The organism is Calothrix sp. CCY 0018 (assembly GCF_963920925.1).
Taxonomy (GTDB): domain Bacteria; phylum Cyanobacteriota; class Cyanobacteriia; order Cyanobacteriales; family Nostocaceae; genus Rivularia.
The window spans coordinates 77,613-97,583 of record NZ_CAWUDI010000023.1; the positions used below are offsets into that span (position 1 = coordinate 77,613).

At 38.8% G+C, this 19,971-nt stretch carries 19 protein-coding genes; 9 read left to right on the forward strand and 10 right to left on the reverse strand.

Annotated features, from left to right (window positions below; all coding sequences use genetic code 11):
• Positions 1–350: 350 nt before the first annotated feature.
• On the reverse strand, positions 351–755 hold the full coding sequence (locus tag ACM03V_RS17670) for an EVE domain-containing protein (RefSeq protein ID WP_414622107.1): 405 nt from the start codon (positions 753–755) through the stop codon (positions 351–353).
• Positions 756–1,268: 513 nt separating this feature from the next.
• On the opposite strand from ACM03V_RS17670, the gene ACM03V_RS17675 reads away from it, so the two are divergent.
• A complete protein-coding gene (locus tag ACM03V_RS17675) occupies positions 1,269–2,027 on the forward strand; it encodes an SIMPL domain-containing protein (protein ID WP_414622108.1) in 759 nt (252 codons plus the stop codon).
• Between the two features lie 182 nt (positions 2,028–2,209).
• Here the strand turns inward: ACM03V_RS17675 and ACM03V_RS17680 are convergent, their stop codons facing one another.
• Positions 2,210–2,569, reverse strand: coding sequence for a single-stranded DNA-binding protein (locus tag ACM03V_RS17680; protein ID WP_414622109.1), 360 nt, complete (start codon positions 2,567–2,569; stop codon positions 2,210–2,212).
• A 368-nt stretch (positions 2,570–2,937) separates the two neighbouring features.
• Between ACM03V_RS17680 and ACM03V_RS17685 the strand changes: the two genes are divergently transcribed.
• From ACM03V_RS17685 to ribD, 4 genes are all read left to right on the forward strand, one after another.
• Positions 2,938–3,945, forward strand: a complete 1,008-nt coding sequence (locus tag ACM03V_RS17685) for a rod shape-determining protein (protein WP_414622110.1) — start codon at positions 2,938–2,940, stop codon at positions 3,943–3,945.
• Between the two features lie 106 nt (positions 3,946–4,051).
• On the forward strand, positions 4,052–4,837 hold the full coding sequence (gene mreC, locus ACM03V_RS17690; RefSeq protein ID WP_414622111.1) for a rod shape-determining protein MreC: 786 nt from the start codon (positions 4,052–4,054) through the stop codon (positions 4,835–4,837).
• Between the two features lie 252 nt (positions 4,838–5,089).
• Entirely contained in the window at positions 5,090–5,776 is a 687-nt protein-coding gene (mreD, locus tag ACM03V_RS17695; RefSeq protein ID WP_414622112.1) for a rod shape-determining protein MreD, read from the forward strand.
• Between the two features lie 416 nt (positions 5,777–6,192).
• Positions 6,193–7,278, forward strand: a complete 1,086-nt coding sequence (gene ribD, locus ACM03V_RS17700; protein WP_414622144.1) for a bifunctional diaminohydroxyphosphoribosylaminopyrimidine deaminase/5-amino-6-(5-phosphoribosylamino)uracil reductase RibD — start codon at positions 6,193–6,195, stop codon at positions 7,276–7,278.
• A 105-nt stretch (positions 7,279–7,383) separates the two neighbouring features.
• On the opposite strand, the gene ACM03V_RS17705 is transcribed toward ribD, so the two are convergent.
• The 3 genes from ACM03V_RS17705 to ACM03V_RS17715 form a co-directional block, all read right to left on the reverse strand.
• Positions 7,384–7,620 carry a hypothetical protein gene (locus tag ACM03V_RS17705; protein ID WP_414622113.1) on the reverse strand — a complete coding sequence of 79 codons (237 nt, stop codon included), beginning with the start codon at positions 7,618–7,620 and terminating at the stop codon, positions 7,384–7,386.
• Between the two features lie 609 nt (positions 7,621–8,229).
• Positions 8,230–9,051, reverse strand: a complete 822-nt coding sequence (nei, locus tag ACM03V_RS17710; protein WP_414622114.1) for an endonuclease VIII — start codon at positions 9,049–9,051, stop codon at positions 8,230–8,232.
• Positions 9,052–9,093: 42 nt separating this feature from the next.
• Positions 9,094–9,906: an alpha/beta hydrolase gene (locus tag ACM03V_RS17715; protein WP_414622115.1), complete on the reverse strand. Its 813-nt coding sequence runs from the start codon at positions 9,904–9,906 to the stop codon at positions 9,094–9,096.
• Positions 9,907–10,052: 146 nt separating this feature from the next.
• On the opposite strand from ACM03V_RS17715, the gene ACM03V_RS17720 reads away from it, so the two are divergent.
• Positions 10,053–10,598 carry a hypothetical protein gene (locus ACM03V_RS17720; RefSeq protein ID WP_414622116.1) on the forward strand — a complete coding sequence of 182 codons (546 nt, stop codon included), beginning with the start codon at positions 10,053–10,055 and terminating at the stop codon, positions 10,596–10,598.
• Positions 10,599–10,801: 203 nt separating this feature from the next.
• Here ACM03V_RS17720 and ACM03V_RS17725 read toward each other — a convergent pair whose 3' ends face one another.
• The 3 genes from ACM03V_RS17725 to metH all read right to left on the reverse strand — a co-directional run bounded on the left by ACM03V_RS17725 (position 10,802) and on the right by metH (position 15,322).
• Complete coding sequence (locus tag ACM03V_RS17725) at positions 10,802–11,137, reverse strand: XisI protein (protein WP_414622117.1); 336 nt, start codon at positions 11,135–11,137, stop codon at positions 10,802–10,804.
• A 76-nt stretch (positions 11,138–11,213) separates the two neighbouring features.
• A complete protein-coding gene (locus ACM03V_RS17730; RefSeq protein ID WP_414622118.1) occupies positions 11,214–11,582 on the reverse strand; it encodes an endonuclease domain-containing protein in 369 nt (122 codons plus the stop codon).
• Positions 11,583–11,782: 200 nt separating this feature from the next.
• Positions 11,783–15,322, reverse strand: coding sequence for a methionine synthase (metH, locus tag ACM03V_RS17735; RefSeq protein WP_414622119.1), 3,540 nt, complete (start codon positions 15,320–15,322; stop codon positions 11,783–11,785).
• A gap of 91 nt (positions 15,323–15,413) precedes the next feature.
• Here metH and ACM03V_RS17740 point away from each other — a divergent pair, with 91 nt between their 5' ends.
• The gene (locus ACM03V_RS17740) at positions 15,414–15,887 is read left to right on the forward strand and encodes a type II toxin-antitoxin system Phd/YefM family antitoxin (RefSeq protein WP_414622120.1); all 474 of its coding nucleotides are present in this window, start codon (positions 15,414–15,416) and stop codon (positions 15,885–15,887) included.
• Between the two features lie 130 nt (positions 15,888–16,017).
• Here the strand turns inward: ACM03V_RS17740 and ACM03V_RS17745 are convergent, their stop codons facing one another.
• A complete protein-coding gene (locus ACM03V_RS17745) occupies positions 16,018–16,854 on the reverse strand; it encodes a helix-turn-helix domain-containing protein (protein WP_414622121.1) in 837 nt (278 codons plus the stop codon).
• Positions 16,855–16,950: 96 nt separating this feature from the next.
• On the opposite strand from ACM03V_RS17745, the gene ACM03V_RS17750 reads away from it, so the two are divergent.
• Both ACM03V_RS17750 and ACM03V_RS17755 read left to right on the forward strand, forming a co-directional pair.
• Positions 16,951–17,328, forward strand: coding sequence for a DUF2834 domain-containing protein (locus ACM03V_RS17750; RefSeq protein WP_414622122.1), 378 nt, complete (start codon positions 16,951–16,953; stop codon positions 17,326–17,328).
• Between the two features lie 302 nt (positions 17,329–17,630).
• On the forward strand, positions 17,631–18,026 hold the full coding sequence (locus ACM03V_RS17755; RefSeq protein ID WP_414622123.1) for a DUF6713 family protein: 396 nt from the start codon (positions 17,631–17,633) through the stop codon (positions 18,024–18,026).
• 151 nt (positions 18,027–18,177) lie between these two features.
• On the opposite strand, the gene ribBA is transcribed toward ACM03V_RS17755, so the two are convergent.
• On the reverse strand, positions 18,178–19,902 hold the full coding sequence (ribBA, locus tag ACM03V_RS17760; RefSeq protein WP_414622124.1) for a bifunctional 3,4-dihydroxy-2-butanone-4-phosphate synthase/GTP cyclohydrolase II: 1,725 nt from the start codon (positions 19,900–19,902) through the stop codon (positions 18,178–18,180).
• Positions 19,903–19,971 lie beyond the last annotated feature (69 nt).

Genomic DNA, 19,971 nt, shown 5'->3' on the forward strand with positions numbered 1-19,971 from the left:
CGGGTAAAACAAGACGGCATCCATAGCAATTGACGATGCTTGGAACCAAAAATTAACCGATTTACGCTCAATTAGGCGAGAAAGGTTCCTAGGTCGTCTAGGCAGAGCCTTCATGTCGCTTTTTTAAGGGAACCTCAGCCTTGTAGCTGCAAGAGAAAGGAATTTTATCGTAATACAGAGAGTATAGGAATTAATGCTTTTAAACAGTAATCCCACTTCAAAAACGTTAAAACCTGTGATAACTTTACCTATGATCGCAACTCGAATCAGGAAAGTTGTCATAATTAAATGAGTAAGCGTTAAGCGTTCGCCTTACGGCGAACGCTTAACGCCGATGATAAAAATTAGCTTTAACAAAGAGCCATTTCTAGCAAGTGCTGCCAGTGTTGGGGTAAAACTGGAACTATTGATAGTCTTGGTAAACGTATTAATTCAAATCCGGCAAATTTTTCGTCTTGCTTAATTTGCGCCAAAGTAATAGACTGTGGCAATTTCCGCACTGCCCGTATGTCTATAACTAATCTTTTAACATCAGTTAATTTGGGGTCTGGATATGCAATACTGGCAACTTGTGCAACTCCCACAATTCTGCGCTCTTTACCAGTGTGATAAATAAATACTTCTTCTCCCGTTCGCATTGTACGCATATTTTTTAGAGCAAGAGCATTTTTAACTCCATCCCATACCGCAGTATTTTCTGTTTCTAAGTCGGTATAAGAATACTCGTTTGGTTCGGTTTTTAGCAACCAATTCATATAGCAATCCGATGAAGATTAATAGAACAATTTCTTGAAATAGGAAATAGGGAACAATCTAATTTGTTATTTACATCTAGAAGATAGGCGATCGCCGCACTACCTTGTGAGGCATTCTGGTTCAGGTGCGGTTTACGCGCTTCCCCTACTCCCTTTTCACGATTACGATTTGGCTACGGCAACATACTTGTATATAGCGTTTACGGCGGCAACTGAAGTACAGCGATTACCTCACCCCGATAAAGAATAAGCTTTATCTCCCCTCTCCTGATTTATGGAGAGGGGTTGGGGGTGAGGTTTTGAGATATACCTCAATAGAGTGAGAAATGCTATATTTCACAATTAACAATTTGTAATTAAATCAAATAATAAATCTTTTTCTGTACGGGCTACGATTTTATTTTTTCAAATTTATTTTTTTAAAACCGATTGATAAAACAGGAACATTCAAATTAAGTAAATACTCTAGAAGAAAGATCGCAATAAAATAATTTAATTAGGAGTGAAAATATAATGAATAAAACAAAATTATTCGGTACTAAATCTCAGAATTACAATCATAATTATAAAAGATTATGGAAAGCTCTACCTATAGCATTGTTAATCGGCGTTGCTTCCGTTCAACCTGGTTGGGCAGAAGAGAAAATAATGTTACGAACATTAACAGTTACCGGACAAGGTACAGAAACAATTCCGACAAGTTTGTCTGAAGTAAGTTTGGGAGTGCAGGTTCAAGGTAAAGCACCTTTAGCCGTACAGGAAGAAGTTGCTCGCAAGTCTAATGCTGTAGTAACGCTACTCAAGTCACGGAATGTAGAGAAATTAGAAACTACCGGCATTCGACTTAATCCAACCTACAGTTATAAAGATAATATACAGAAAATTGAGGGTTACGAAGCTACAAATATTGTAAGTTTTCGCGTTACTACCGACCTAGCAGGCAAATTATTGGATGAAGCGGTAAAAGCTGGCGCAACCCAAATTAACAGCGTCAGTTTTGTCGCTACCGATGAAGAAATTAATAAAGCACGACAACAAGCACTCAAAGAAGCTACTCAAGACGCTCAAACACAAGCCAAGGCAGTTTTTTCTAGCCTGGGTTTAAACTCAAAAGAAATAGTTCAAATTAAAGTTAATAATGCTTCCATGCCGGAACCAGTTTTGTATCGCAGCTCGGTTCCCGCCGCAGCAATGGCAGAAGCTGCACCTACTCCCGTAGTTGGTGGAGAACAAGAAGTGGGAGCATCTGTTACTTTGCTAATTAGTTATTAGTTGTTGATTGTTAGTTGGAGCGTGGTTAGTGGTTAGTGGTTAGTGGTTATTAAAATCAATCACAATTAACTTGTGACGTTAGTGGGAGCGAGGGAGACGTAGCACTGCTACGACTCTACAACCCATCAGAACAAATGAAAAGGAGTACAACTAACTACTAACTACTAACCACTAACTTCTAATTAAAATTCTCCAGGATCGTTATTGATCATTTCAGCTTCAGAATCTCTCTTTGAACCTAATAACTGTAGGTCCTCTACATTAATAACTGGCGATGAACGAAGTACCCCTGTAGAGCGATCGTTCCAGCTATCGAGCTTTAAAGAACCTCTGACGGCAATTTGTTTACCTTTACGCACGTAGCTATTGGCAATCTCTGCCGTTTTTCCCCATAGCTCCAAGTTAAACCAATCAGGTCCACTGTCTTTTCTACGACGGTCAACTGCTAGTGTTAATCTACACTTAACATTACCCGAATCAAAATACTTCATGTCGGGGTCAGTACCTACACGACCGACAAGATGGACAACATTTATACTCATATGCTTTTGTTTTAGTACTGATGTACTTTGAGATTTGATTAATATAATAGCCGATTACAACACATTTGACGTAGTGTTAAATAATTGACAACGAAAAATATCAAATTAATGATAGAAATAACTATGCTTAAATTGCAAAAGTATACTGATAACTTTACCGAGACTAAGAATATAAAATTCAAAGGGACCCGAACATGGTAAGGATTCGGAAAAGATATATCAAAACTTAATCTGTTTTACTAGACTCAGGTCAAAAATAATAATAGAATCCAGCACGATTCGGTCCGCACGGACGTTGTAAAAAGTAACGAGAATAGGGGGCGTAATAGCGCGTGGGTCTTTTCAGTAAGTTTTCCTTGTCGCGGGATATGGGTATCGATCTAGGTACTGCCAACACTCTCGTTTACGTTTCTGGTAAAGGCATTGTACTTCAAGAGCCGTCAGTTGTTGCCATCGATCAAAACGAAAAGGTAGCGCTGGCTGTGGGAGAAGATGCTAAGAAAATGCTCGGTAGGACTCCTGGAAATGTAATCGCATTGCGTCCTTTACGCGATGGTGTTATTGCTGACTTTGATACTGCTGAGTTGATGCTGAAGAGTTTTATTCAGCGCGTAAACGAAGGCAAATCTTTAGTTTTACCCAGGATTGTAATTGGTATCCCCAGCGGCGTGACTGGGGTTGAAAGAAGGGCTGTAATGGATGCTGCTTCTCAAGCAGGGGCTAGAGAAGTTTATTTAATCGATGAACCTGTAGCAGCAGCCATTGGGGCGGGACTGCCAGTAGCTGAGCCTACTGGTAACATGATTATTGATATCGGTGGTGGTACCACTGAAGTTGCAGTATTGAGTCTTCAAGGTACTGTACTGAGCGAATCGGTACGTATTGCTGGGGATGAATTAACCGAATCAATCGTCGGGTATATGAAGAAAGTTCATAACCTGGTAATTGGGGAACGGACAGCAGAAGATATCAAGATTCGTATCGGTTCTGCCTATCCTACTCATGATGATGAAGAAGCATTCATGGAAGTTCGAGGCTTGCATCTGCTTTCTGGTTTGCCAAGAACTGTAACAATTAAAGGACCAGAAATCCGTGAAAGTATGGCCGAACCGCTTTCAGTTATTATTGAAGCAGTGAAGCGGACTTTAGAGCGTACACCTCCTGAATTGGCAGCAGATATTATTGATCGGGGGATTATGCTTGCTGGTGGTGGTGCTTTGCTCAAGGGTATAGATACTTTAATTAGTCATGAAACGGGGATTGTAACGCACATTGCCGCCGATCCTTTAAGCTGTGTGGTTTTGGGTACTGGCCGCGTGTTAGAAAATTTCAAGCAGTTGGAACGAGTATTCAGCGGACGTTCTCGAAATATGTAGGTTCTGCAACGTTTATGTAAGATATTGGGTTCTACATAGAATCCAATGTCTTTATATTAAAAATATTAAGAATATTAAGAAAACTATCTGTTATACAAAGGTTTATATGTTTACTGCACGTCGTTGGTGGGAGCGTTTGGGGTTACAGTTTGGGCTATTGGCTTTGGTAGTTGGTGGTGCTTTGGCAATTCGACAAACTCACGGTGAAGTTTTAGTTGAGTTTTACGATGGTATTGCTCGTCCGTTTGAAGTATTCCAAAGCCAACCCGATCGCGAACAGTATCTCAAGGATGCTAAGGTACAGGAACTGCAAGCTCGGATAGTTGAATTAGAAAACCAAAATAAGAATATCAAGGCTTTATTAAAGTATGTAGAAAAAGAGCCAAAAGATGCACCTACAATTCCGGCTCGCGTGGTTGCACGTAGTGCAGACAATTGGTGGCAACAGGTGACTTTGAATCGCGGTAGCCTTGTAGGGATTGAGAAAGGTTACATAGTCAAGGCTGAAGGTGGTTTGGTTGGGCTGATAGATCGCGTAACTCCTAATACTAGCCGCGTTTTATTAATCAGCGATATGAATTCACAAGTAGGTGTAAATATCAGCCGCACTGGAGCTAAAGGTATTTTACGAGGAGATGGCTCTTCTGAGGCAGTATTGGAATTCTATGAGAAAGTACCAAACGTGAAACCTGGAGACGTGGTTTCGACATCAACTTACAGTTCCAAGTTTCCTTCAGGTGTACCTATAGGAAAAATCAAATCATTAGATTTAAAGAGACTTCCCGCATCAGTAGCGACAATAGAACTTTTTCCGCCGATTCGTTCTCTTGACTGGGTAACGGTTAATCCCAAGCCAGCAAATCCGGCACCCGAAAAAGATACACAAAAGTAATTTAACTAAAAAATGTAGGGATTTTGACAACGGATGCATTTATGCAGTGATTGGAGATTTTAGATTGAACTGCGAATCCAACTTCAGAACAAGGTAAATTTAAAATTATAGAATCGTAAATCATTAATCCCTTCATCCCTTTTTAAAATTCACCTTTATGTACGGTTGAACGCGATCGCCTCTCCGACTCTAAAAGAGAAGAATACTTAATCTAAAATCTGAAATTTCAGCAGGCAGCAAGGCTACAAGGAAATGAAAATTCCCAAATTCCGGGAGAGAGAGAGGAAGAAACAAACGAACGGATTACCTCCATCTCGACTCAAGAAACCGAAGAATAACCAAACAAGCGGACTACCCCCATCCCGAAAACCAAAAAGAGCGAAGAAGAGCATCAAACCTCTTTCTCGCTGGCATCCCCGCGTTCTTCAAATGACCGATTGGGGAATTATTGCCGCATCTGTATTACTATGTTTATTTCTGCTACCAAATCGCTTTCCCGGCATGGAATTATTGGGAATTGGAGCTAACTGGCTATTAATTTGGGTTGTCGCTTGGAGTGTCAAGCGTTCTGCTTTTCAAGGTGCTTTCGCTGGTATCGTTTTAGGTTTGCTTCAAGATGCCATGACATCAACTCAGCCAACTCATGCTATAGGTTTGGGCATTGTGGGTTTTTTAATCGGTTTATTTCAGAAACAGCGTTTCATCCAAGAAGATTTTATTTCTATTGCCTTAATCGTCTTCGTGATGGCTATGCTATCGGATACGATTTTTGCTTTGCAGTTGATTGCAGCGGGTACTGCTAGCTCAGATGTGATTTGGGCATATTACAAAAAGGTGACTTTAGCTTCCGCGATTCTCAGCAGTCTTTGGGCACCCGTGGTTTATTATCCTTTAAATCGTTGGTGGCAACAGTTGAAGTTGGCCGAACAATCATCTTAGGAGTTAGGAGTTAGGAGTTGGGAGTTAGGAGAGACTAAAGAGTAGTAAATTAATTATTCTTCTCCCCATCCCCCCATCCCCTATCTCCCCCGCATGAGGAAGGAATTAAAAGCGACGTAGAGCTGCAATTCCTTCCTGTTTATTTTTTTGGAAATTAATTTTATTGGAATTTAATGTGCTGGCTCTGGCAATATGGATGCAAGCAGTTAAATAAACTGGAGTTGTGGTATTTCTGACTATATCGAGTTTATGTCAATTCTTTTTGTCGAATTGATCCGAAACTTTTTCAATTATCTATAGAATTGATTCTATTTAGGCAAAAATACTCACATAAGTTCCCTTTTATTATGAACAATTCTCCTGCCAACCATAGTGCAGATAAATTAATATCTAATATCCAGAAGGAAAAAGTGAAAATGGTCGGAAGCGATTTTGACAGAACCATGATGCAGCGCTGCTTGGAACTGGCTCGTCGTGGTTTGGGACGTACTTCACCAAATCCGATGGTAGGAGCGGTAATTGTCAAAGATGGTGAAATTATCGGGGAAGGTTTTCATCCTCGCGCTGGAGAACCTCATGCGGAAGTTTTTGCCCTTAAAGCTGCGGGAGAAAATGCCCGTGGAGCTACGATTTACGTGAGTTTAGAACCTTGCAACCATCACGGACGTACCCCCCCCTGCTCGGAGGCTGTGGTAGCCGCAGGATTAGCAAAAGCTGTAGTGGGTATGGTAGATCCAAATCCATTAGTTGCAGGAGGTGGAATTAAGCGTCTGCAAGAAGCTGGAATAGAAGTAGTTTCGGGAGTAGAAGAAGCAGCTTGTCGTAAGTTAAATGAAGGATTTATTTATCGGATTCTTTATAAAAAACCTTTGGGTATTTTGAAATACGCTATGACCTTAGATGGTAAGATTGCTACTACAACTGGTCATAGTGCTTGGGTAACAAATGAAGATGCCCGCAGTGCAGTTAGAGAATTACGTGCCCGATGTGATGCTGTTGTAGTCGGTGGAAACACAGTACGTAAAGATAATCCTCGTTTAACTTCTCGTCTGGCAGGAGCGCACAATCCCCTAAGAGTAGTTATGAGTCGCACTTTAAACTTACCTACAGAAGCACATTTGTGGGAAACTCAAGAATCACCCACGCTTGTACTCACAGAATCTGGAGCTAACCCAAATTTACAAGAATATTTACAAAAACAAGGCGTAAAAGTGGTGGAATTATCACCACTTACACCCGAAACAGCAATGGCTTATCTATATGACTTGGGTTTTTGTAACGTGTTGTGGGAATGTGGAGGAATTCTAGCCGCAAGTGCGATCGCTTCTCGAGCAGTACAAAAAGTATTAGCATTTATAGCCCCAAAAATTATTGGTGGGAGTAATGCTCCCACACCAGTAGGAGATTTAGGTTTAACCACAATGACTCAAGCGCTGGCTTTGGAACGTGTAGAGATGAGAATTGTAGGTTCTGATTGTTTGGTGGAAGGATATTTACCGTAAGGAATAATCGCTAATTTTTGCGCTTTTTGTAGCGTGCGTTGTTTGTCAAAAGCTATATTCCCTTGCTTTTGATCGAGAAGCGATGATATTTGAACAAATTGTCGATCAATTGAACGTTGATTGTAAATTGTATTGGCGTTCATGAGCTATATCGCGGATCAGAGGAAGTCGGGATTGAATGTAATCGCCAAGAAAATCGGCTTCGTGACAATCTAGCGATGCTTGGTTTTTTGTTTGTTTTACCAACAACTGAACCAAGCTTGCATCATCCATTTGTAACAACGTCTTGGTTTGAGTTTTTTCGACTACAGACCAAACTTGACGCATAATCTTAGGAGTCATAGACCTCTATTTGATGAAAATTTGATTGGATGTTTTTAGGATACACAATTTAAACAGCAACGTCCGGTATTAAGGGACATCAAGACACAAGTGTTATAAAAAACTTAATATATTGAGTTATTACTTGATATATTTTAAGAATTTACGATTCTATAGGGCAATTTTAGAACGAAAAATGAGATTTTAGACAAACTTTTTAATTCATAATTCGTTTTTCGTTGTTAATAATACGAATTAACCGAAAATAAGTTTACAACTTTTATTAATCTATTTTAGATTGGTTGATTTCACAAAAATATACTCAAAACTGAGTATGTACTATCATTTTATATTAAACATTTGTAAACAAAGAACAATTAAGTTTTTTCAAACTGCGATTATTGTGAAGTTATTGCTAAAGGACAGTCCAAGAGCTAGTTACGTTAAGAATATTTATATTTTGCCTGCAATACACAGAATTTAACTGATTCATTAGTTAATAAATAAATTTGATAAAGAAAAATATTTGATAGAATGACTAAATCATTTATAAAAATTAAGAAGCCTATGCGAGCAATACCAAATTTATTAAAGTGTTGAATAATAACAATTCGTAATTGTATCGAATGATTATTGTTTTTGACATTGCGGACAATAATAATATCGTCTTCCGCCTGTAGTATCTTTAATAATAGAAGTGCTGCAAATATAGCAAGGTTTCGATTCGCGTCCAAATACCCAATGCCGGTATTCTTGCCGCTTGTATCCCTTTGCTTTCAATTCGGCAGCTATTTCAAGATTATTAGTAATACCTTTAGTTTGATAAGATTGTTTGGGAATAGTAAGCGCCGCTTCAGCGAGTTTTTGTAGTTGTTTTTGGTTGCAATCTATGGGACGTAAAGTAGGATGAACTTTTGCAACAAATAAAACTTCGCTGCGTAAATAATTACCGTTACCCGCGAGAAAACTTTGGTCTAAAAGTAAGGTAGCAAAGCGTTTTTTATAAAACTTTTTATCTTGTAATCTATTAATTACTTGTTCTAAATTAAGTGTTTGATCTAAAATATCAGGGCCAAGACGATTAAGAAAGGGATGAAGCGCTAATTCGTCTTTATCTAAAACTTCGATATCGGAAGCACTATATAATAAAGCTGAATTTTGATGATTGTGAATTGCTAAACGTAGCTGACGATTAGTTTTAGGATAATCGTAAGCTTGACGCACCATCCATTTACCGTAAAGTTGATTGTGACTGTAAATGGTAAGTTCGTTATCCAAGCGAATCAACATCGCTTTTCCTTTAGTATCTACGGTTGTGATGCGATGGTTTTTTAATTGCGATTCGTAGGGTTTTAAACGTTCAAATGCAAAGAATATTTCTTCTACAGGGGAGTGAGTTACAGTAGCTTTGATTTTATCGGCTGCTTGTTTGATTTCTGGTCTTTCTGGCATGGAATTTTAGTAAGTTAGCGTTTATATCGTCCCTGGGAAACCTCACCCCCAGCCCCTCTCCTTATTAAGGAGAGGGGAGTTAATAGAATTATTATTATCAACTAATTCGATAAATTCTTTTAAAATTTTTGGATATTTTTCCCCTGCTACATATGGGAAATTATTATGTTTAGCATCTTCAATCCATAAGGAGAGTTTTGGTGAAGGTGCTTGCTGGAATAATTGTTCGCTGTGATAAAAAGGGACTATTTCATCAAGTTTTCCATGCATTATTAATACCGGACATTTTACTTTGGAAATTTTTGATAAATTGGGGAATTTATCGAAAGGTAAGATTTTTATAGGTACTTTAACTTTAAATATAGAAGTAAAGGTGCTTTCGGTAATTAAGCCAGCAACTGGTTTTCTTGCAGCTAAATCGATTGCCGAACCTCCTCCAACGGAACTTCCAAAAGCTATGATTTGTTGGGGTGGTATGTTTAATTCTTGGGTTAAATAATTGTAAGCCGTATCAATGTCTTTATAAGCATTTGTTTCTGATGGTTTCCCTTCGCTAGTTCCATAACCGCGATAATCGTAAGCAAAGACACTAAAACCAATACTTTTTAATTGTTTTAATCTAGGTTGAATAGTACCTAAATCAGATCCATTTCCATGAGCAAAAAGGATTGTGTATTTTGCGTTGGGGTTTAATAGGTGAATTGCGGAAAGTTTGGTTCCATCTTCACTGGTAAGTTTGATTATTTCATTTGTGTCTTGATAGGTGGAAGGTGGGGGAAGGAAAATTAATTTTTCTACTTGGAAGTAGATGATGATAGCGAAGGTTAGGTAGATAAGAATTAGGGTTGTTATCATTCTTTTGAGAAAGTTGAATATTGAAAAGGTTTTTGAATTTTGGGTTGGCATTTAAGATTAAGTAAATATTTTCTAAGCATATATATTTATAGACAAAAAACTGGGAATATTAATTAAAACGAAGAAGCTGTAAATAAAAATCTACCATGAATAACTTTATTCAGAAAATTAAGCTATTTTATTCTCAAAATTATACAGAAGTTTATGACGAAGGAGAATTAATTGATGCGAAATCCCTTTACCCTTCTCAAACTTGGGATTTTGAAGTTAGCGGATTGGAAGAATGTAGTGAAGAAGAGGCATATTTTGAACAATGCGGGTATAGTTTAAAAACTCAGTTCAACCTTGAAGATGTTCATATATTTGTTAATGAGATGAATTTAGATTTTAAACCAACTTATCCAGAAAATTTTGTTAAATCTTATCGTTTTTATAGTCAAAATGTGGGTGAAGAAGATTTTGGTTCTGTATGGAATTTTATAGTTACTATTGATAGACAAAGAATCTTCACTACTCGCGTAACTACAGATGGTGATGATGGATGGCTAGAAACATTTGATGCTGGAGGTAATAACCTTGGTGCAGCACGTACTAGTTGTAATAAAATTGCCTGGCGTTCGTTGGATTGGATTCGGGATAATTTTCCAGCTTTTCCACCAGAAATTGATTGGAAATTGAGAAAGCGTAATTAATAATTTGGTTCTTCAGCACTTGGTATGCTAACTAAATAATCGTAAAAAGGCAGAAGGCAGCTTTGCTGTAGGCAGAAGGGAAAAAAACGATTTTAGGAAGAAATCAAGTAAATAATAGTCAAAGTCTTTGCATAGTAAGTCTTGCAGCGATTTCTTGCTCATAATTTAGCATACTATGTAATGAAGAGCCAATAATTTAAAATTCAAGCAACCCCATATCCCGTATAGGCACGCTTATATGGTGGCTGTAAACCCAACACAATATCTTCTTTTTCAACTCCCAAATATAAAAGCTCTTGCGCTAAATCTACATCAGTCATATTCTGCTGAATCCAGATTTTGCCATCTTTAATATCAAAATGCATCATGCTATGATAAACCCGGCTTAGACCATTCCAACCAACATACATCAACTGATAATGGTCGTGTATTGTATCAAAAATCAATTCTTTTTCGACATCTTCATTCTTTGGTTTTGAGCTACCGTGTTTAGTTAAAATACTTTGAATTGATTGGCGAAAATGCTCTAGGTTTACCATTATATTATTTCCCCCTCTCCCTTAACAAGGAGAGGGGTTAGGGGTGAGGTTTTCCCTTTGAATTCTAACAGATAACCTAACCCCTCAACTCTCTCACCTTCATTGCAATACTTTCTAAAACACCATCTAAATTCTCATACACATCATTATTTGTAAATCTGATAAATTTAATTCCTAACGATTCAATATACATTTGTCTTTCTCTATCATATTCAGCAGCACCTTCTTTAAAATGGCTTTCACCATCAATTTCTATAGCTAGCTTTAATATAGGGCTGTAAAAATCAATAACAAATTTATCTACACTATATTGTCTGCGAAATTTACAATCTTCTATTTGTCTATTTCTTATTTTGTCCCAAATTATTTGTTCTGCTTTTACTATATTTTGACGTAGCGATCGCCGTTTTTCTTTTTCGGAGTTTTTGTTATAAACTTTGGTCATTTTGATAATTAAGCTTAATATCAATACCTTTGTATTTTTATTAGGTTAATCATACAAATATATTTTTAGCATCCGTTGAATTACTTTATCCTTTAACCCTAAATTACCTCACCCCCAGCCCCTCTCCTTATTAAGGAGAGGGGAGTTTGATTACCTCACCCCCAGCCCCAACCCTTTATCAAGCAGAGGGGAGTTTGAGTTTAAGCGCTAAAGTATTTAGCTACGGGATGATATGTAATTATCGCCGTTGTACTTTGTTCGGGATAAATCTGCTCGCTTTCGTCCATAAACAAGTTAATTCTGTCAGTTTTCAACAAGTCCAATTGCTTATATTGATCTGGAATATTCGGACAAGCTGGGTATCCAAAGCTATACCGCGAGCCGCGATATCTTTGCGCTAACATATCACGAATGTTATCTGGATCTTCTGCTGCAAAGCCTAGTTCGCAGCGGATTCGGGCGTGCGTCCACTCAGCTAAAGCTTCTGCCATTTGTACGGCTATTCCGTGGAAGTACAGATAATCTGTGTACTCATTGTTGGAGAATAGCTTTTGAGCAAATTCAGTGGCAATTTCACCCACTGTTACCGCTTGCATGGGGAAGACATCAATAATTCCTGTTTCTTTGGGTGCAAAGAAGTCTGCTATACACAGACGACGCATCGATCTTTGACGGGGAAATTCAAATTCGGTAACTTTTTCGGAATGGTTTTCGGGGTTATATATATGTAAAGTGTTTCCTTCTGCTTGAGTAGGAAAATAACCGTAAATTACCTGTGGATGCAACAAGTTTTCTTCTACTACCCGTTTTTTCCAGGTTTCTAGAATTGGATATACTTCTTCTTCTAAGAAAGCCTGATATTCTTCTTTTGTCTGGTCTTTGGGTTTTCTAAATTGCCATTGTCCAGCGATTAAGGCTTGTAAATCCAAGTACCAAAATAATTCTTCAAGGGGAATATCATCTCCTTGTAATAATTTGGTTCCCCAGAATGGTGGTGTAGGACGTTCGGTGTCTATTTCGACTGCTTCGGAACGTTTGGTATCGATTACTTTTGGTTCTTCGGGTTTTTCTTTGGCAGCTTTTTCTTCTGCTGCTTTATGTCCGTTTCCGTTTTGAGTTTGAGAAGGTTCTGCTTCTGCAAATTCACCTAAGAAACCCTTGAAATCATCCCAATTATTCCCAGTTTTAGCTGGCATTAATTTTTCCATGAAATTCAAGTCGGAAAATGCATCTTTACCGTAAATTACTTTACCTTGATAAGCATTTTGGCAATCGTCATAAACAAATTTGGGGGTTAAAGCTGCACCACCTAAAATTACGGGAACGGTAATTCCTTTTTCGTTGAAGGTTTGTAGATTATCTTTCATAAACGCCGTTGATTTCACCAACAAACCACTCATGGCGATACAGTCGGGTTTATGTTTTTCGTAGGCTTGGATAATGTTTTCTACTGGTTGTTTAATTCCCAGGTTAACTACCCGATAGCCGTTGTTGGACAAAATAATGTCTACTAAGTTTTTACCAATGTCGTGAACATCGCCTTTTACGGTAGCAATAACAAAGGTTCCTTTGGCGTTGTCTACTCCTTCCGATTTTTCCATGTGCGGTTCTAAAAATGCCACCGCTGCTTTCATGGTTTCTGCTGACTGCAATACGAAAGGTAGCTGCATTTGTCCGGAGCCGAACAATTCACCGACTACTTTCATGCCATCTAATAAGTAGATGTTGACAATATCCAACGGCGGATATTTTTCCATTGCTTCTTTCAAAGCATCTTCTAAACCAATTCTTTCGCCGTCGATAACGTGCTGTTTTAACCGTTCTTCAATTGGTAAACTAACGTCAACGCCTTTATCGCGTTTGGCGCTAACCCCTTCAAACATCGTCGTTAATTCGCCCAAGGGGTCATAAACGCAGATATCGCCGTCAAATTTACGGTTGTCGTAAATTAAGTCAAGGCAGATTTTCTGGTGTTCTGGTTCAATTTTAGAAAGCGGTAAAATCTTGCTGGCACTAACAATAGCCGCATCCATCCCGGCTTGCATTGCTTCGTGCAGAAACATCGAGTTTAAAACTATCCGCGCTGCGGGATTTAAACCGAAGGAAACGTTGGAAACACCCAATACAACGTGACATCCCGGTAATTCTTGACGAATGCGACTGATGGATTCGATAGTCGCTTTACCGTTGGCTCTATCTTCTTCAATTCCGGTAGAAATCGGTAGCGCTAGACTATCAAAAAAGATTTCATGGGCGGGGATACCGTATTCCAAAGCTTGACGATAAGCACGTTGAGCAATTTCAAATTTCTTGTCTGCCGTTCGCGCCATCCCATCTTCATCGATGGTACCAATTACCACACCAGCGCCGTAAGTTTTCGCCAATTCCAACACTTTCAAAAAGCGCTCTTCGCCGTCTTCGTAGTTGGTGGAATTTAACAAACACTTACCGCCAGCAACTTTTAAACCCGCCTCCATTTTTTCCCATTCGGTGGAGTCAAGCACCAAAGGCAAAGTAATATTATTCACCAAACGCGAAACCAACTCGTGCATATCACGCACGCCATCGCGTCCTACATAATCAACGTTGACATCAAGAACGTGTGCGCCTTCTTTAACCTGCGATCGCCCTAATGACACCAATCCGTCCCAGTCTTCATCATTCAACATGGTACGGCACTTCTTAGAACCGCTGGCGTTGAGTCTTTCGCCAATAATCAAGAAGGAATTATCTTGATCGTATGGTTGAGTACCGTAAATCGAAGCCGCAGCCGGTTCAGTTTGCGGTTCCCTGACTTTTGGTGTCAAGTCTTTAGCAATTTCTGCCAAAGCTTCAATATGACCTGGACGTGTCCCACAGCAACCCCCAATTACTTGGACACCTAAGTCTTCGATGAAATGCATTAAGTGCATTTTTAATTCCATCGGCGTAAGCTTATAATGCGCTTGTCCGCCAACGTTTTCTGGTAAACCCGCATTGGGTACGCAGGAAACAATAAATGGTGAATGTTCCGACAAATACTTGATGTGCGGCTTCATCAAATCTGGCCCGGTAGCGCAATTTAACCCCAAAATATCAATTTTGTAAGGTTCTAAAATTGTCACTACAGCAGCGATTTCCGTACCTACGAGCATGGTACCCATAGTTTCCATAGTTACAGAAACCATCAGAGCGCGCCTTTCTCCTTTCTTCGCGAAAACTTCTTCAATGGCATTCAGCGCTGCTTTAATTTGCAACACATCCTGACAAGTTTCCACGATGAATAAATCAACTCCACCATCCCACAACGCTTCTGCTTGTTCCACATAAGCATTTTTCAAGGTGTCAAAGTCAATATGTCCCAAAGTTGGTAGCTTTGTACCAGGTCCCATCGAACCACCCACAAACCGGGGTTTTTCGGGTGTCGAAAATTCCGCAGCGACTTTTTTCGCTAATTCCGCAGCAGTTTTATTGAGGTAATAAGCTTGGTCTGCTAAGTCATATTCGGCAAGTACAATTGACGTACCACCGAAAGTATCCGTTTCAATTACATCCGCACCAGCAGCCAAGAAACCACGGTGAACAGTTGCTACAGCTTCCGGTTTGGTGTGAACGAGATATTCGTTACAACCTTCGTATTCCGCACCACCAAAGTCTTCAGCGGTGAGTTCCTGTACCTGTAAATTGGTTCCCATCGCACCATCAAACACCACAACAGGGCGTTTGGGGCTTTGGAGATGTTGCAAAAATGAGTTAGCCATAAAATTCAAAAAAATTTAGGTTAGCCTTAATTTATTATTTTCCCGGATTTCTAGACTTTAGGAACGATTAAATTACATTTGGATTACATTTATGATCGTAAAAGATTACGTCAATCAAGATGAGGGGTTTGTCCGTTCAAGTACTGAGGAAGTTAGAGGCAATTTGCTCGAAGCCTTGAAAACAGTAGTTTTAGCGGGAAAGCGTATCGTTTTACAGCAAGCTGGGAAAGATGTTGCGGCGATAATCCCCGTTAAGGAATTTGAACGTCTGGAATATTTGGAACACGAATTAGTTCCTCCGATCTGGGAACCCTACGAGGAAGAATATTATGATGATGATGGGGGAATCCACTGTGTTTTGGTTGATGAGATGGAAGCGGAGTTTGATGAGATTATTACTGAGGTAACGGTATACAATGAACTTTTTGGCTTGTTACCACCGCAACGTTTATCGGGTAAAGAATTTGATACTTTTGCACCCGTGGCAATTTTAATGAATATTGAGAAGTTCTGGGTGTCGGAATATTGGATTGGTGAGAAAGATAGGTTGAAAGCCTTTCATTGAAAGGTATAAGAGAGGATTAGTATCTTTTGCGGTAATATCGCAATGATAAAAAACCTTACTAGACGCAGAGGGCGCAGAGGAAAAAAAGATAAAGAGAGATAATTTTTTATAAGTTTAAATATACTGATAATTAATTTAACTTGGTTAAATTCTTTTGTGTAATTTCGTCTGCTGGGAATAAGGTTTCAATGCGTAATTCCTGTAACATAATGTCCTGGGGTGTACCGAGAGTGGCTATTGCCGAAAAAAAGTTAAAATTTAATCCGTCTTTGAAAAAGTTGACGGTTAATAATGGTAGTTGCCAACTTTGAGAATTTGAAAGTTTCCACAGTTGTGGAACATCTGGATATGTCATGAATTCTTGATAAAGCTGCCTGGGTTGTTGGCTTTTATCGTTTGTTATTACTTCTCGATAAACTCTTTTAATTAAATGGCTGGCTGTTTCTTCCCAATTAGCGACAAATGGTTTTAAACCTTGGGGATGTAACATCAATCGCATCAAATTGATTTTCCCGTCGATGTAGAAATTGTCTTGTAAATCTTCTGAATCAATCAACCAGTTGATTAACCGCTGCGAAACCGGATTAGTTTTAATTAAATTCCAATATCTATCCATTATCAATATGGGTAAATGTGTTTGAGAAAGCAAGATAAAATCTAAAGCTTTGCGAATGGGTTCAAATTCTGGTGAAGATAAATCGCTTTCGGAATAAATCGGTGCAAATCCGGCTGTTGTGAGCATAACATTTTGTTCCCGTAAAGGAATATCTAGCACGGTAGCAAGCTGCAATATCATTTCCTGACTGGGATTTGCTCTACCTGATTCTAGAAAACTAATGTGTCTTTGAGATACATCGCTGGCTAAAGCTAAATCAAGTTGGCTGAATTTTCGCAGTTTTCTGTGGTGTTTCAGCAGATTTCCGAAGGTTGTTTGTTGGTTTGAGATAGATTGCATTTTTACTGACATCTTTATTACCTCAAAGGTAATTGTAACTCTGGGATACAGCAATCATAATCAAAACAACAACGATGATTGTTGAATTTGAATCGGAGAATAAAAGTCATGTCTAATGCAACTTATCAAAATCAAGAATCTGCATCTGGTAAATTATTTTCAGCTAAATCGCTTTATTTACTGCTAGTAATTATTGGAATTATTGTACCTTGGAGTTTCCTGTTACAATTCACTATGCAAAATAGTTTTTCAATTGAATTATTAATTCAGAAGGGATTTACTAATTATGCTGCGGCTGCATTTGGAACCGATTTGGTGATTAGTGCATTAGTGTTTTTATGCTTTACATTTTTTGAATTGAAGCGACTAGGTTTATCTCGTAGCAGATTGTTGATTTATATTATAGCGACTGTTGGAATTGGTTTAAGTTGTGGATTACCGTTGTTTTTATATTTCCGGGAAGGTGTTTTGGAAGGTAAGGATTAGTTTTTTCTCAGCATCATAAACCGCCTTGGAATAAATTCCCAGGCTCATATATTAAGTCTGATAAATCAGACTAGGTAAACTTTTTAGGTTATTGCAGTACTTTTTGTCTTATATCATTATCAACATCACCAAGCAATGTAATTCCCCATTTCATCGCGAAAGTCTTCTAAAGACAACTGGGCAAGAATTTCAGTCTACTTAAGTAGACTTTGTATATGAGCCTTGAAATTAATTTCAAGGTGGGAATAGAGCGATTATGATTTCGGGGTGCAATATGTTAATTAAAATAAATTTATTATCTGATGAAAAACTTAATTTTCTATTTAGGCTTTGCCACAATCATCACTCACGAACTTTATGCAATGACGCAATCAGAATGGAAGCTTTTGTTTGTGTTGCGAAGCTTACCAGAAGAAACCGCATCATTGACTTTTGTTATTCTTCATATACCACTAATTGCAGCGCTGTTGTGGTTAACAAATAATCAATCTCAAACTATTAAAAATCGGTCGCGGATTGCACTTACAGTATTTTTAATAATTCATAGCGGACTTCATAAGTTATTGGAAAATAATCCAAATTATACCTTTAATTCGCCTCTTTCTTTAGCTTTGATTTATGGTGGTGGTTTGCTTGGATTACTTTATTTGATTCTGGTTTTTATGTCTTGGCAAAGTGTGTCTAATAATTTGGAATAATTTGAGAAATGAGTGAAAAACTCCGCGTTTCCTCTGCGTTTACCTTCGCGTTGCTCTGCGTTAAAAAATATGATTATAATCCACCACAATTAATGAATGGTGCGTTACGCTGCGCGATAACACACCCTACAATCTAAAATCCAAAATTGGTTCACTTCCCAAAACTATAAATCTTCTGGGTTTCTAATTTATCGCTGAGTGAAGAAGGTAGCTGACTTAATTCAAAAGCTTGTCTATCTAATTTTACCTGTAGCTTACTTAAAGGATCTACTCCAGGTGAAATCAGAAATTCTAACTTTTGCACGTAAGGTAATTCAACAAGTTTATCGAGGATGTTAGTAACAGCCTCTACGTAAGGATGACCTTTTTCTTTATACCAGTCCTCAGCAGCAACGTTGGCTTGGTCTAAACCTAAGTGTACCGTTAAAGATGGTTCGGTAAATAAAGCTAAACCCAAAGGACGGGTTTCTTCTTGCAACAATAAATCATAGTCTTTTGCTAAATGCCGTATCTTTTCTAAACGTTCGTAACGTTGAGTTATCGACAAAGGTTCGTCTTTCCAGTGCAGCGAAGCGGTTACTAAATAAGTCTGCAACAACATATGACCTAGCTTTTTGGCTTTTGTTGCTAGGTAATGACTGTTGTAATCGTTGGCTTCAATTAATAAAGGTACGCGATCGACAACTTCTAAGCCGTAACCTTTTAATCCAGCAATTTTACGAGGATTGTTGGTAATTAAACGTATATTATGCACGTTTAAATCCATCAGCATTTGCGCTCCCATACCGTAGTCGCGCAAGTCGGCAGGAAATCCCAAACGTTCGTTTGCTTCTACGGTATCAAGCCCCATATCTTGCAAAGAATAGGCTTTTAATTTGTTAATTAATCCAATACCGCGTCCTTCTTGACGTAGGTATACAACTACACCTTCTCCTGCATTATCAATCATTTTCAAGGCTGCTTGTAACTGCATTCTACAGTCGCAGCGCAAGGAACCTAAAGCATCTCCGGTAAGACATTCGGAATGTACCCGCACCATTACAGATTTATCGCCAAATGTCTCTGGATCGCCTTTGACAATTGCAACGTGTTCTTTATTATCTAAAGTGTGACGGTAAGCGTAAATTTTGAAATTTCCGAACTGTGTAGGTAAATCGGCAACAGTTTCGCGTTTAATTATTCTGTCGTAGCGCAGACGGTAGCTAATTAAATCCGCTATGCTAATAATTTTCATTTTATGACGCTTGGCATACTCGATTAATTCGGGTAGCCGTGCCATCGAACCGTTAGGGTTTTGGATTTCGCAAATTACCCCAGCCGGATATAAACCGGCTAATCGAGATAAATCTACAGCAGCTTCTGTGTGTCCCGCTCGTTTAAGTACGCCTCCCTTTCTAGCGCGAATTGGAAAAATATGACCGGGGCGGCGTAAATCTTCCGGCTTGGTATGGGGGTTAAGCGCTACTTGAATCGTGCGAGCGCGATCTTCGGCGGAAATTCCTGTAGTAACGCCTAGTTCTGGCCCTGCGTCAATGCTGACAGTGAAAGCAGTTTGATTAGTATCCGTGATGTTTTTCACCATCAAAGGTAAATCTAATTCATCAAGGCGATCGCCAGTCATTGCCAAACAAATCAAACCTCGCGCTTCCACTGCCATGAGGTTGATTGTATCTGGTGTTGCGAACTGGGCGGCACAAATCAAATCGCCTTCATTTTCTCGATTTTCATCATCTACCACCACCACACAGCGACCAGCTTTCAAGTCAGCCAATGCGGTATCAATCGAATCAAATTTAAATACTTGGGTTAAATCGGTAGTAACCGGGGTGGTTTCCCCACCTTGCGGAGAGTGCGTTTCGATATTATGCTGCGACACAGAGAATTTCTCGAAGAGCGAACGTTAATTTTTTTTAATAAATCTTATCTTATATTGTAGCTCTTTTGT